10 protein-coding genes are annotated in these 13,086 nt (G+C 61.0%); 4 read left to right on the plus strand and 6 right to left on the minus strand.

The features are described 5' to 3' along the window. Nucleotides 1-2 precede the first annotated feature (2 nt). On the minus strand, nt 3-1,187 hold the full coding sequence (locus SLW75_RS04520) for an efflux RND transporter periplasmic adaptor subunit (protein WP_410933662.1): 1,185 nt from the start codon (nt 1,185-1,187) through the stop codon (nt 3-5). Nucleotides 1,188-1,330: 143 nt separating this feature from the next. On the opposite strand from SLW75_RS04520, the gene baeS reads away from it, so the two are divergent. Together baeS and SLW75_RS04530 are read left to right on the plus strand one after the other, a co-directional pair. Then, a complete protein-coding gene (baeS, locus tag SLW75_RS04525; RefSeq protein ID WP_410933663.1) occupies nt 1,331-2,716 on the plus strand; it encodes a sensor histidine kinase efflux regulator BaeS in 1,386 nt (461 codons plus the stop codon). Nucleotides 2,717-2,719: 3 nt separating this feature from the next. Continuing rightward, complete coding sequence (locus tag SLW75_RS04530; protein ID WP_410933664.1) at nt 2,720-3,403, plus strand: response regulator; 684 nt, start codon at nt 2,720-2,722, stop codon at nt 3,401-3,403. A 27-nt stretch (nt 3,404-3,430) separates the two neighbouring features. Here SLW75_RS04530 and SLW75_RS04535 read toward each other — a convergent pair whose 3' ends face one another. Both SLW75_RS04535 and SLW75_RS04540 read right to left on the minus strand, forming a co-directional pair. Then, a complete protein-coding gene (locus SLW75_RS04535) occupies nt 3,431-4,936 on the minus strand; it encodes a chemotaxis protein CheW (RefSeq protein WP_410933665.1) in 1,506 nt (501 codons plus the stop codon). After that, the gene (locus tag SLW75_RS04540; RefSeq protein WP_410933666.1) at nt 4,933-6,699 is read right to left on the minus strand and encodes a PAS domain-containing protein; all 1,767 of its coding nucleotides are present in this window, start codon (nt 6,697-6,699) and stop codon (nt 4,933-4,935) included. The genes SLW75_RS04535 and SLW75_RS04540 overlap by 4 nt, the downstream gene beginning before the upstream one ends. A gap of 564 nt (nt 6,700-7,263) precedes the next feature. Here SLW75_RS04540 and SLW75_RS04545 point away from each other — a divergent pair. Both SLW75_RS04545 and SLW75_RS04550 read left to right on the plus strand, forming a co-directional pair. Continuing rightward, the gene (locus tag SLW75_RS04545; protein ID WP_141695237.1) at nt 7,264-9,510 is read left to right on the plus strand and encodes a putative bifunctional diguanylate cyclase/phosphodiesterase; all 2,247 of its coding nucleotides are present in this window, start codon (nt 7,264-7,266) and stop codon (nt 9,508-9,510) included. Between the two features lie 355 nt (nt 9,511-9,865). Beyond that, nucleotides 9,866-11,005 (plus strand): glutathione-independent formaldehyde dehydrogenase, encoded by a 1,140-nt coding sequence (locus tag SLW75_RS04550; protein WP_192174678.1) that lies wholly within the window; start codon nt 9,866-9,868, stop codon nt 11,003-11,005. A gap of 146 nt (nt 11,006-11,151) precedes the next feature. Here the strand turns inward: SLW75_RS04550 and SLW75_RS04555 are convergent, their stop codons facing one another. The 3 genes from SLW75_RS04555 to SLW75_RS04565 form a co-directional block, all read right to left on the minus strand. Then, nucleotides 11,152-11,760 carry a dTMP kinase gene (locus SLW75_RS04555; protein ID WP_410933667.1) on the minus strand — a complete coding sequence of 203 codons (609 nt, stop codon included), beginning with the start codon at nt 11,758-11,760 and terminating at the stop codon, nt 11,152-11,154. 3 nt (nt 11,761-11,763) lie between these two features. Then, nucleotides 11,764-12,309, minus strand: a complete 546-nt coding sequence (locus tag SLW75_RS04560; RefSeq protein WP_192131551.1) for a glutathione peroxidase — start codon at nt 12,307-12,309, stop codon at nt 11,764-11,766. Between the two features lie 185 nt (nt 12,310-12,494). Beyond that, on the minus strand, nt 12,495-13,076 hold the full coding sequence (locus SLW75_RS04565) for a CGNR zinc finger domain-containing protein (protein WP_410933668.1): 582 nt from the start codon (nt 13,074-13,076) through the stop codon (nt 12,495-12,497). Between the last annotated feature and the right edge of the window lie 10 nt (nt 13,077-13,086).

The following is a 13,086-nucleotide window of genomic DNA, read 5'->3' on the forward strand; positions in this document are numbered from 1 at the left end:
GTTCAACCCTCCTTCACGGGGGTGGACGGTGTGGCTGCCTGATCACTCGTGTCCTGCACCTGGACGGCGGCACCGGCACGCACTTTTTGTCCGCCTTCGACGATCAACTGATCACCCGCCTTCAAGCCGCCCGTGACCCACCACTGATTGCCCACGGCCCGATCGATGGTCAGCTCACGCTGTTGCACCTTGCCGTCCACCACCAGCAACGCCGTGGTCAGGCCGCTGGCGCTGCGGTTCACGGCTTTTTGCGGCACCAGAATGGCCTGGTCATTGCGCGCCTGCTCCAGCTCCCCGCGGACATACATGCCCGGCAACAGCAGGTGATCCGGGTTGGCGAATTCAGCCCGAAGGGTGACGGTGCCCGTGCCCTCGTTGACACTGACGCCGCTGACCTTGAGCCGCCCCTCGTGGGTGTAGGTGCTGCCATCGTCGAGTGTCAGGCTGATGCGTGCCTCGCCCTCGCCAGTGGACTGCAAGGCGCCGCTGGCCAGGTCACGCTTGAGCCGCAGCAGTTCGGTGGTCGACTGAGTCACATCCACATAAATCGGATCGAGTTGCTGCACCGTGGTCAATGCGCTGTCCTGATTGGCCACCACCAACGCCCCCGGGGTCACGGTGGAGGTTTCAATCCGGCCGCTGACCGGCGAGGTGATACGGGTGTAAGCCAGATTGATCCGGGCGGTCTGCACTTCGGCCTCGGCGACTTTTACGTCGGCGGCCGCCGTCAGCAAGGTCGCCTGAGCGTCTTCGTTGTCTTGCTGGCTGATGGCGTTGATTTTGACCAGCCCGGCGTTGCGCCTGGCCGTGGCCTGGGCTGAGTTGAGCGTGGCCCGGTACTTGGCCAGACTTGCCTGAGCCTGGGCCAGCGCGGCGGTATAGGTTGCCGGATCCAGTTGGTACAGCGGTTGTCCGGCCTTCACATCCGCGCCCTCGACAAACAGACGCCGCTGGACGATGCCACCGACCTGCGGACGAATCTGCGCCACCATGAAGGCCTGGGTGCGCCCCGCCAGCTCGGTGGTCAGCACCTGGCTCTGGGATTGGATGGTGATCACCGAGACTTTCGGGATCACCGCTTCAGGGGCAGGTTCGCCGCCGGAGCAACCGCCCAGGATAACCAGAATGATCAGGGCCAGGAGAACCGCGGCGGTTACCAGGAATTTGGCGAGTATTTTCGTCGACATAGCTGCCTCTGCAAGACGGAATGGCTTGAGTCGGCGCCATCGTGCAAGGCAAATGTGCAGGAAAATTGAAGATTGCCCGGCCGGCTTGAATCTTTCTTTCGTGAGGGCCTAAATGCCCCATCCCTTCTTACCGGCCGGCCTCCATGAAGTTGAGCATCTCCACCAAGCTGTTTATCGCCGTACTGGCTGGCGTGCTGCTGGTCATCCTGAGCATGGGCCTGGCGACGAGCTGGAGTTTCGGGCGGGGCTTTCTGGGCTATCTCAATGAGCAGGCGCTGGACCGCATGGCGCCGGTGTTACCGCGCCTGGCCAGTGCCTACGCCCGTGAGGGGAACTGGGAATTCCTGCGCAACCAGCCGGACCGCTGGTTTGACATCATGCGGCCGGAACTCGGCGAGGATCCGTCGAAGAATGACTTGCGCACACCCCTGGCCTCGGACCTGACGGGCGCGCTGTTTCGCATCGCGTTGCTGGATCAACACAAAAAACGCGTGAACGGCTACCCGGACATCGGCAACGACGCCCTGTTACGCCCGATCGTGGTGGCGGATGAAACCGTCGGCTGGCTGGCCGTTACCCCGTTCCAGAGCGTGACGGAAGCCGGCGGCGAACGGTTCCAGCAATACCAGTTGCGCACCAGCCTGGTCATGGGGGCTTTTTCGCTGCTGCTGGCAATGCTGATTGCCTGGTGGATCGCGCGCACATTGCTGGAGCCGGTCAAGCGGGTGGCCGCCGCCACGCATCGCCTGGCCAGCGGCGATTACAGCGGGCGGGTGGCGGTGGCGTCCAATGACGAGGTTGGCCAACTGGCCCGTGACTTCAATCAGCTCGCCTACACCCTGGAACGCAACGAACAGATGCGCCGCGACTTCATGGCGGATGTGTCCCACGAGTTGCGCACCCCGCTTTCGGTATTGCGGGGTGAGCTGGAGGCCATCGAAGATGGCGTACGCACCCTCAACCAGGGGTCGATGAAGTCATTGCAAGGTGAGGTCAGCATGCTCAGCAAACTGGTGGATGACTTATACGAGCTGTCCCTGGCGGATGTCGGCGCACTGACCTACCGAAAACAGCCCTGCGCACTTGATCAACTGCTGCAGGACAGCGTGTCGATGTTCCAGGAGCGCTTGAACGCCCGGCACTTGCGCGTCGAACTGGACCTGCCGTCCCAGCCTCTGGAACTGTCGGCCGATGCCAATCGCCTGCAGCAACTGTTTTCCAACCTGCTGGAAAACACCGTGCGCTACACCGACCCAAACGGGCTGATCCACATCCGGGCCGTCCTTGATCGCGACGACGTATGCATCGAATTCCTCGACTCCGGTCCCGGGGTGTCGGACGAGCAACTGCCACGCCTGTTCGAACGTTTCTATCGGGGCGAATCGTCACGCGCCCGGGCCAGTGGCGGAGCCGGCCTGGGGCTGGCGATCTGTCACAGCATCGCCCTCGCCCACGGCGGCAGCCTCAGCGCCGCTCACTCGCCCCTCGGTGGGCTTTGGCTGACCCTGCATCTGCCACGGAATATCTGAACCATGACCGACGACTGCCCGATCCTGATCGTTGAAGACGAACCGAAGCTGGCCGCATTGCTGCAGGATTATCTGATCGCCGCGGGCTACCCGACCCGACGCCTGGACAACGGCTTGCAAGTGGTGCCGACCGTGCGCGCCCAGACACCGCGCTTGATTCTGCTCGACCTGATGCTGCCCGGGCGCGACGGTATGCAGGTCTGCCAGGACCTGCGCGGTTTCAGCACCGTGCCAATCATCATGATCACCGCTCGCGTCGAAGAAGTGGATCGCCTCCGGGGCCTTGACCTGGGCGCGGACGACTATATCTGCAAGCCATTCAGCCCCCGCGAGGTGGTGGCCCGGGTCAAAGCCATCCTGCGCCGCGGCCCGCAACTGCTGACCGGCGCTGCGCCGCGGCTGATCATTGATGACGCACAACACCGCGCGTCACTCAATGGTGTCGAGCTGGACCTGACACGCCTTGAACTGCGGTTGCTCAGCACGTTTGCGCGTTCGGCCGGCCGGGTCTTTTCCCGGGATCAACTGCTCGACAAGCTCTACTCCGACCACCGCGTAGTGACTGACCGTACGGTGGACAGCCATATACGCAACCTGCGGCGCAAGCTGGAGCAGGCCTGCCCTGGTGAGACGCCCATTGAATCGTTGTATGGCGTGGGCTACCGGTTTCAGCTCACTGATGCGTGAAGCGTCAGCGAGGCAAATGCCCCTGGCTTACCCCGCGAGGCGCTGGGTCTGCACCTCAGTCCCGGTCATCTCCAACCCTCTGACGATGTTGCTCAGATTGATCAGCGTCATCCAGCGGACCTGATCACCCTTGCCGATACTCACCAGGCTGCGCATGCGGTCATTGACTGAACCCCGGACGCTTGCGCCGTGCTCCCAACCCTCGGGGTGCTCGGAGGCCGGATGGGTGAAGGTTTCGATGGAGTCGGTCCGGTTGACCACCAGCCCGAAGCTATGACGTTCGCCCTTGACCAGCAGCACCCGCTCCAGCGTATTGCCGGGAGATGTTGTGCCTTCAATCAAGCTGCTCAGGCAAACCAGCGGGATCTGCTCGCCCCGCAAATTGAAACTGCCCAGCAGATGCGTCTCTTCTTGCGCAAACCGCACGAAGTGCTCGGGCATGTCGAGGATTTCCAGCACTTGATCAAGGGGCACCACGAACGGCTGGGCCGCCTGGAACACCAGGCAGGTCTGGTTCATCTGCATGAGACGAGAACCCGGCGCGTCCTGGCTGGGCGGGCTGGTCTGATAGATCCTGGCGAAACTGAGCGTCTCCTTGCGCTCGAGCAACTCGCGGTACTCAAGCAACAACGCCTGCTCTCCGTTCTCCAGCCCGACAACGCCGGCAAACAGGCCCGGCTCCCGTAACCCATAGCGGGGCAACGGCAGGATTTCGTGAGCACGCTTGCGCACAATCGAAATCATCCGGTCGTACACCAGCCCGATGCGATAGCCTTCTCGCGAAGTCAACACCAGCAACTGGTTCTGATTCTGGTTCTGGGCCGCCTGCGCCTGCGCCGTCGCCGGGGAGTCAATGCCCAGTACCCGGTTCAGGCTCAAGGCAGGCACATCAATGCCACGGCGGTTGACGACGCCCAGGCAATAATCCCCACCCAATTTGCTTGGCAGCATGTCCGGGCGGTCCACTAGCTCGGTAATCGCCCTCGCGTCCAGCGCATAGCGCTTTCCTTCGCACTCAAACAACAGCAAGTGATGCAGCTCCCGGGACGGGTCCTGAACCTGCGCCGTGTCGCCGACGTCCCTGGACTGCGCAGTCAACACCTGAGGCAAACCGCACAGCGCATCCAGGTCGAGCCGGTAAATCATTCGCTCATTTTCCACCAGCACGAGTTCTGGCAGCAGCGCGACCGCGGTGCCCTCGCCGCCGAGACGGCACAGGTTTCGCACTTCGACTTTCATCACGTCACTGACGCCGCTGACCGCAATGCCCAGGCGCCGGCCTTGATGGTTGACGATGGCAACCATCTCCAACGGATCATGGCAGGAGACGTCATGCGCACCCAGCAACGACCGCAGCTCAATCAGTGGCAGGGCCTTGCCGCGCAGGCTGAACATGCCAAGCAAGGCGCCGCCCTGCAGCGGATGAGGCTGCAGCCGCGCGGGCCAGTTGATCACCTGCTCCAGTGCCTGGGCGTCAATCGCGACTTCCAGCCCGCCCAGCCTGACTACCCCAAACGCAAGGGCCTCGCTCATAGGCTTTCAACCTGGCCCGGGGCGCTCAAGCCCTTGCCCAACCCGGTCGCCAGCTTGATACGGTTGAGCTCGCCGATCAGTTCCGATACCCGCTCAGCCAGGTGATGCTGTTCCTGCGTGGCGGCACCGATGGTACTCATCGCACCATTGGTCTTTTCGACCCCGGCCACGATCCGCTCGAACGCACTGCCCGCGCTGCGGGAGATCTCGCTGCCGGAATTGATGCGGCGAACCGTCTCCTGGATCAATTTGTTGATTTTGGTGGTGGCGTGGGAAGACTTTTCAGCCAGCTTGCGCACCTCATCGGCCACCACTGAAAAGCCCAGACCATGTTCACCCGCCCGTGCCGCTTCAATCGCGGCGTTGAACGCGAGCATGTTGGTCTGACCGGCGATGGTACTGATCACCTCAATGATTTCCTGGATGTCCTCAGCCGATTTGCCGATGGTGTCCATCGCTGCGGACGCCTCGTTGAGGGTCTGGGAACCACGCTGAGCTTCATCCTGGGTAATGCGTGCCTGATCGTTGGCGTCGCCGGTGGTTTTGACCACTTCGGCAATGGCGTCCATCAGACGGGTGACTGACTCATCCATCGCCTGGGTCTTGGCTTCAATGGCTTCTTCCAGCTCGACCTGAGCGGTAATATCGGTGGCGAACTTGACCACCTTGTAGGGTTGCCCCGTCGCGTTGAACACCGGGTTATAGGTCGCTTGAATCCAGATTTTCTGGCCGTACTTGCTGATGCGCATGAAGCGCCCGGTGAAGAATTTGCCGCTGCTGAGTGCGCCCCAGAATTCCCGGTAAGGCGTGGTTTTGACGTACTCGGGTTCGCAAAACAGCGAATGGTGGCGGTTCTTCAATTCCTCCATCCGGTACCCCACCAGATCCAGAAAGTTAGCGTTGGCCGAGAGGATATTGCCGCTCAGTTCGAACTCGATCACGCCCTGGGCGCGGTTAATGGCGTTGACCTTGCCTTCGTGCTCCATCGTGCGAAGTTTGGTCTCGGTCACATCGGTGGCGAACTTGACGATCTTGTAGGTCTGGCCCTGGGCATCGAGAATCGGGTTATAGGACGCTTGAATCCAGACATCCCGACCGTCTTTGCTCAGCCGCTTGTACTCGTTGGAGTCGTACTCGCCTCTGCCCAGCTTCTCCCAAAATTCGCGGTACACCAGAGAAGCTGCGTATTCCGGCTCACAAAACATGCGGTGGTGCTGGCCCACGACTTCATCCAGCGTGTAGCCCATGGCCGAGAGAAACTTGCTGTTGGCGGTCAATACATAGCCGTCAGGGGAGAACTCGATCAACGCCTGGGAGCGCTCGATCGCCTCGATTTTGCTTTCCCACTCGGCATTGCGATTGCGCACTTCAGTGACGTCGCTGGCGAATTTGACGATCTTGAATGGCTTGCCGTTGTTGTCCATCACCGGATTGTAAGTGGCCTGCAGCCAGATCTGGCGCCCGTCCTTGGCCTGACGCTGGTACTGGCCGGCGTCAAATTTGCCGGTGCCCAGCTTCTCCCAGAACATCAGGTATTCCTTGCTGGTCGCATAGTCGGGCATGCAAAACAGCCGGTGATGGCGCCCGCGAATTTCATCGAGGTCGTAGCCCATGCAGTCGAGAAAATTCTGGTTGGCGTACAGCACATTGCCCTGCAGATCGAATTCGATGACGGCTTGGGAGCGGTCAATCGCGCTCAGCAGAGAGTTCAGGTCGGCGCCGGTTTGGGCGAGTTCTGCAGTGGCATTGGATTTATTGTTCATGGCGCAGGTCCGCTAGCTAAATGATGTTGAGTGGGCGGGGCTCCTTCCCTGAAAAGCGTTAGGCGACCGCTGTTTTTTATCCGCGAAACGCCTCGGACAGAGGCGCGCTCAGGCCGGACTTACGGGTGCTCGCCTTGGATTAAACGTTTCAGATATTCGATCGGCAGCGGATGCCATGAACTTTAGCGAGGGTTGTACATTTATTTAATGCTGTATAGGTTTGAACCTTCGTCGCGGATGACAAGACCGTCCCAAAGACGGAGCGTTTAGCTGTCCAGCGCGTGGTAGTGTCTTCGCTGCAACCACGTATGGAGCGATATTTTCCATCGAGCCCCCCTTCGATGATGTCATAGTGAAATCACGGAGTGGCCACCCCTTGGTCACTTCCTCATTTCGCGCAGATTGTTTGCCACAGGGTCCTGTTGAACTTCGTCGCCACGCCGATACCGAAAGTGCTAACCGGCGCCAGGTGCACACGCTCTACTGCGCGGCTGCTACTGGTTCCCGATCTCTACGCGTGTCGAATGTCCACCTGGTACATCGTCCCTCTTTCAGGTAATGCATATGGCCGGCAAGGCTCATCTCGGTTTGAAGAATCATGAAGTGTTGGGTCATTTCCTGGACGCGGCTTCCCACCTGACCGGGGCGACCGGCGCCATCCTGATCGTGCGAGACCAAGAGCAGTGGCGCACCGTGGCGACCTACGGCACGGCACCAGAGGTGCGCGCAGACGAAATCACCGGTGGATGGCTGAAGATGGTGTTGTCCTACGGCGACGTCGTCGACGTTGGCGAGGCCATGCCCGCTGATGCCGCGCTGCCTGCCGGGCTGGATCGCGTGGTCAACGAGTCGCTGGTCTGCGTCGCCATTCGCGATGGCAACGCCGCCCTGACCGGCGCGGTCTTGATGACGATCCCCCTTCCCCACAAACGTCTCAGCGCCGCGCACATCTATGGCGTGCAGACCCATGCGGCCGATCTCTACGACTCCCTCAAGTTGACCCCGACACAGGCGGCTGGCGGATCAGCGGTCATCGAGCGCCTGCGCTTGCTGGAGTCGGTGGTGGTCAACGCGAAGGACGCCATCCTGATCACCGAAGCCGAACCCATCGATCTGCCCGGCCCGCGCATCGTGTATTGCAATCCGGCGTTCCTCACCACCACCGGGTTCAGCCTGGAAGAAGTCATGGGGAAGACGCCCCGGATTCTGCAGTGCGCCGAGACTGACCGCGCCACGCTTCAGCAGATCAGGGACGCGCTGCAGCGCTGGGATCCCGTCGAGGTCGAGCTGATCAACACCCGTCGTGACGGCACCAAGTTCTGGGTGCAGCTCAGTATCGTACCGGTCGCCAACGAGAAAGGCTGGTTCACCCATTGGGTTTCCGTGCAGCGCGACATCACAGAACGTAAAGACGCAGAGCAGAACTTTCGCCAGGCCCAGCTTGATCGTGAGGAGCGCGTGGCGCTCGAGTCACGGCTGATCGAGCGGGAGCGCATTCAGGACGAACTGTCCTACGCAGCGTTCCACGACGAGTTGACGAGGCTCAAGAACCGCGGCTATTTCATGGCCCGCATCCATTCGGCCTTGAGCAAGGGGAACGCCGATCAACCCGGCGCGGCCACGGTGGTGTACCTGGATCTGGACCGATTCAAATACGTCAACGACGGTATGGGGCATCATGCGGGCGACATCTTGCTCAAGAGCGTTGCAGAACGCCTGAGCGAGTGCATTGATCCCTCGGCGGTGATCGCCCGCATCGGTGGCGACGAGTTCGCGATCCTGCTGACCGACGAAGGCCATCAGGAACAGGCCATCGAGACGGCCAAGCGCGTGACCCACGCCCTGAGCCTGCCGACCGCCATCGACGGGCAACAGCTCTTTATCTCCTGCAGCATTGGCATTGCGACGCTGGACGTTCAGCACACCACCGCCGAAGACCTGATCCGTGACGCGGACGTGGCCATGTACGCCGCCAAAAAGAAAGGCCGTGGCAGCTGGGCCGTCTTCGACCTCTCGATGCGCCAGGCCTCGATTGACCTGCTGGTGATGCAGAATGCGCTCAAGCACGCAATTACCCGCGACGAGTTCTATCTGGTCTACCAGCCGATCTTCTCCATCACCACTGAAACGATAGTGGGCGTTGAAGCATTGGTCAGGTGGCGCCACCCGACCCTGGGGATTGTCGCCCCTGATGTGTTCATCAGCGTCGCCGAAGACATTGGCGTCATTTGCAATCTGGGTCAGTGGGTCATGCGCAACGCCTGTCGCGAGGTCAAGAAGTGGGCTGCCGCCACCGGTTCGGGCGGCATCAAGCTGAACGTCAACGTGTCAGGGGTCGAGCTCAACCGCAAAGACTTCGCCCTTCAGGTCGCCGAGATCATCGCAGAGACCGGGTTCGATGCCCGTGCCTTGCAGATCGAGATCACCGAGTCAGTGTTCCTGCATGAACCGGAGATGGTCGCCAAGACCCTCGAAGACCTTCGCGCCCAAGGCATCCGGATTGCGCTGGACGATTTCGGCACCGGCTACAGCTCCCTGGGCTACATCGACCGCTACCCCATCGACGCCATCAAGATCGATCGGTCATTCGTCACGCGCATGATGAAACATGAGCGCAGCGTCGCCATCGTCAAAAGTATCCTGTCCCTGGGCGAGGCGCTGGACCTGGCGATTGTTGCCGAGGGCGTCGAAACCCTCGGCCAACTCGACCAGCTCAGGGAGCTGGACTGCCCTTATGCTCAGGGTTTTCTGCTCAGCCCACCGGTGCTGGCCGAGGATGTGCTGGCGTTGCTGGTTGCGAGCAGGCGATGACCAGGCGCCGGCGCTGACCTCCTGAGTGCCCGCAGTCTGTCTGCGCAGGACCGGTTTCAGCCGCACAATCGCTCAGGCTTCTCACACGGTGTCGTTGACCACACCGCCGTCGACCCGCAGCAGGGTTTCAACGCCAGGTGGGAAGACCGAGCTCACCCTGTTGGACCTGCCACGGCTTGCATAGACGCCGTGATGTTTTTGGCCATCGACTGGCCACAAGCCGCGTGTCAGAGCCTTTTGCCAGCATTTACCGTTCGTCACTCCCGGCCAATCTCTTTGAACGACAGGCCGGCACGGTCGTACTAAATCTGGCGCATATATGTCCGTATCTGCACCTCATTCTTCTGGAGAACCCATGAAAGCCATTATTTACAACGGTCCTTACGACGTCAGCGTTCAGAACGTTCCCGATGCCAAAATCGAAAAAGCGACCGATGTCCTGGTCCGCATTACCACGACCAACATTTGTGGGTCCGACCTGCACATGTACGAAGGCCGCACCAGCTTCGAGACGGGCCGGATTCTGGGTCACGAGAACCTGGGTGAAGTCATCGAAGTGGGCGCCGCGGTCGATCGCGTGAAAGTGGGCGATATGGTCTGCCTGCCGTTCAACATCGGCTGTGGGTTCTGCGAAAACTGCGAGCGTGGTCTCACCGGCTACTGCCTGACCGTCAACCCCGGCAGTGCTGGGGGCGCGTATGGTTTTGCCGAGATGGGGCCTTACGAGGGCGGCCAGGCCGAACTGCTGCGCGTGCCGTATGGCGACTTCAACTGCCTGGTGCTGCCTGAAGATGCCAAGGAGAAAGAAGACGACTACGTCATGCTGTCGGACATCCTGCCTACCGGCTGGCACGCGACTGAATTGTCCGGCCTGCTGCCAGGTGAGAGCATCGCCATTTACGGCGCAGGCCCGGTCGGGCTGATGGCGGCCCATGCCGCGATGATCAAAGGTGCCTCACAAGTCTTTGTGGTCGACAACCACCCAGACCGTCTCGCCCTGGCAGCCAAACTGGGCGCCACGCCGATCAACACGGCACAGACCCAGGCGGTTGAGCAGATCATGAACCTGACCAACGGCAAAGGCACGGACCGTGGCTGCGAATGCGTGGGTTATCAGTGCTGCGACAAGCACGGCCATGAAGCCAATCACGAAACCATGAACAACCTGGTGGCCTCCACCAAGCCCACCGGCGGTATCGGTGTCGTGGGTGTCTTCGTGCCGCAGGACCCGAACGCTGCGAGCGATCTGGCGAAGGAAGGCAAAATGGCCTTCGACTTCGGCTCCTTCTGGTTCAAGGGTCAGCAGATCCGTACCGGCCAGGCCAACGTCAAGGCGTACAACCGTCGCCTCGCCGAGCTGATTCACCACGATCGTGCCAAGCCGTCGCAGATCATCTCCCATAGCCTGAAGCTGTCCGAAGGTCCGGACGCCTACAAGCACTTTGATCAGCGCGACGACGGCTGGACCAAAGTGGTGCTCAAGCCTTCGGCGTAACGCTGCCGGGTAATACGTCGACGTCACGCGTTGACAGGCGATCGGGACCGGAGGGGATTTTCTCCTTCGGTCCCGAACTGCGTTTACAGGCCCGGAACGTGCCGTATGTGAGGCATTTAGCCCGGTTCCTTCCACGGCAAAGCAAATCACAGCACCTTGCGTATCTCCGCGACCACCTGCATCGTCGCGTCTTCGATCCGCCCTTCGTTTCGACACAAAACCCAGCCGTTATCAGAGACCGCCCGCTCAAACGCCTCAGTGCAAGCCGCGTGCTCCTCCAGCCTGTGAATCACCGTGCTGCTCAACCCACGCCGTCGTGCGGCTGCCCTCGCCCATGAAACCTCGGCCGCCGTCACGACCCCGACGTGCAAATCCGGCACCTGCACCTCCTGGTCGATGTTCAACTGCAGGATGTCCGCAAACGGCACGGTCCGGCGAAACGCGGCATCGGACGGGTACCAGCGGTCGATCAGGATGATGCTGTCAGGTGGCTGTCTGGTCAGCACGTGCCGTGAAATCCAGCCACGGCTGGCGACCAGACGCTTGCACACCTCCCACTCCAGATCCCGGTCCGGCCCTCTGACCAGTTGGTTAACCAGGGCCATGGTTTCACGCCGGTGAGGGTCACTTTTGCTTTCGCTCAGCCGGATCACTTTGTGCTTATCAGCCCTCAGTGATTGGGTGATGGCTTCCAGCAGAGTGGTTTTACCGACACCCTTTGGCCCATCCAGCGAAACGAACAGCGGACGATTCATGCTTCAAACAGCAAGGGCTTCGTCAATGGCCGCGGTCAGCCGTGGATCATCTGCGGTCACATCCGGCGCAAAGCGGCCAATCACCTTGCCGTCTCGCCCGATCAGGAATTTCTCGAAGTTCCACAGCACGTCGGTGCCCGCGCCGCTTTCGATGCCGTAGCCCTTGAGGCGTTCACGGAACGGTCCGTCGCCGGTGGCAGCGGGCTGGGCGGCGGTCAGTTCGCGGTAGAGCGGATGGGTGTCGTCGCCGGCGACGGAGATCTTCGAGAACAGCGGGAAGTGCACGTCATAAGTGGTGGAGCAAAAGGACTGAATGTCGCTGTCACTGCCAGGCTCCTGCTCCTTGAAGTTGTTGGCCGGAAAGCCCAACACTTCAAGTCCGGCGTCCTTCTTGCCCTGGTAAAGGCTTTCCAGCCCTTCGTATTGCGGCGTCAGCCCGCATTTGGAGGCCACGTTCACCACCAGCAGCACTTTGCCCTTGTACTGGCCCAGATTGGCTGGCGTGCCATCGATTTGCTTGAGGGGAATGTCGTACAGAGAATCGGTCATGGGTGGCTCCTGTTTGTTGGTTTGACGTGTCTGGGGCCAACCCTCATCGGTCGGCCTTCAGGGACACCTTAAAGCATGCGGCCGATGATTCGGTCATGTTTTGCGAGGCGTTGGTCGATCGTCTGCCCACTCTGAAAGAGCCAGGTCCTGCAGTTCAAGCGTTCTCATCCAGGCCAGGCTGGCCGCTAGCCTCTGTCCGCTACCGGGCTCTTCTTCGCTGCAGCGCGCGCTCTGAAGGCGCTGACCTTGGCAATCGTCCCGCACGCCCTGCCCTCCGCGCCGCCCTTGGTCATCCCACACCAGCGTTTACTGACGTTGCGAGTGTTGTCATAGAAAGCCCAACGGCAATCGCCACAGGTCTTGAGTCGAGACCATGTCCCTGATGACAGGGCATTGGCGACCGCCGCCAATAGGTGGGCGCTGCAGCTGTCGTCGGCCGGCATCACCACTATCCGGGGCACGCCCTTCACCGACTTGACCTGCACTGACAGAGCCACGCGCGAGAACCAGGCGTTAAGCAAATGACTCCCGTCATCCAGACCCTCGCAGGACTTGCGCAGGTCCGAGCGCAACGTCAGCAGTCTGTCCAGCGTATCGCTGGCGGCCGGGGGACGAAGCGAAAGCTCGTCGCGCCATCGCTCGGCGTTATGGCATAGCTGCGGCAGTTCGTCCGTCTCCACACGCGTCTGGTTGGGAATCGACCAGGTATTGATAAAGCGCCGAACGCATTCGAGATCGCCCGGTGCTGCTTGATTCTGAGTCTGCATGCCCGCTCCT

Source organism: Pseudomonas sp. W5-01 (genome assembly GCF_046540435.1).
Lineage (GTDB): Bacteria > Pseudomonadota > Gammaproteobacteria > Pseudomonadales > Pseudomonadaceae > Aquipseudomonas > Aquipseudomonas graminis_B.

What these genes read in the sequence shown, in the direction of transcription:
- SLW75_RS04560 (WP_192131551.1), bottom strand. Translation starts at nt 12,309, where the DNA reads ATGACCGATTCTCTGTACGACATTCCCCTCAAGCAAATCGATGGCACG.
- SLW75_RS04530 (WP_410933664.1), top strand. Translation starts at nt 2,720, where the DNA reads ATGACCGACGACTGCCCGATCCTGATCGTTGAAGACGAACCGAAGCTG.
- SLW75_RS04545 (WP_141695237.1), top strand. Translation starts at nt 7,264, where the DNA reads ATGGCCGGCAAGGCTCATCTCGGTTTGAAGAATCATGAAGTGTTGGGT.
- SLW75_RS04540 (WP_410933666.1), bottom strand. Translation starts at nt 6,699, where the DNA reads ATGAACAATAAATCCAATGCCACTGCAGAACTCGCCCAAACCGGCGCC.
- SLW75_RS04565 (WP_410933668.1), bottom strand. Translation starts at nt 13,076, where the DNA reads ATGCAGACTCAGAATCAAGCAGCACCGGGCGATCTCGAATGCGTTCGG.
- SLW75_RS04550 (WP_192174678.1), top strand. Translation starts at nt 9,866, where the DNA reads ATGAAAGCCATTATTTACAACGGTCCTTACGACGTCAGCGTTCAGAAC.
- SLW75_RS04535 (WP_410933665.1), bottom strand. Translation starts at nt 4,936, where the DNA reads ATGAGCGAGGCCCTTGCGTTTGGGGTAGTCAGGCTGGGCGGGCTGGAA.
- SLW75_RS04520 (WP_410933662.1), bottom strand. Translation starts at nt 1,187, where the DNA reads ATGTCGACGAAAATACTCGCCAAATTCCTGGTAACCGCCGCGGTTCTC.
- SLW75_RS04555 (WP_410933667.1), bottom strand. Translation starts at nt 11,760, where the DNA reads ATGAATCGTCCGCTGTTCGTTTCGCTGGATGGGCCAAAGGGTGTCGGT.
- baeS (WP_410933663.1), top strand. Translation starts at nt 1,331, where the DNA reads ATGAAGTTGAGCATCTCCACCAAGCTGTTTATCGCCGTACTGGCTGGC.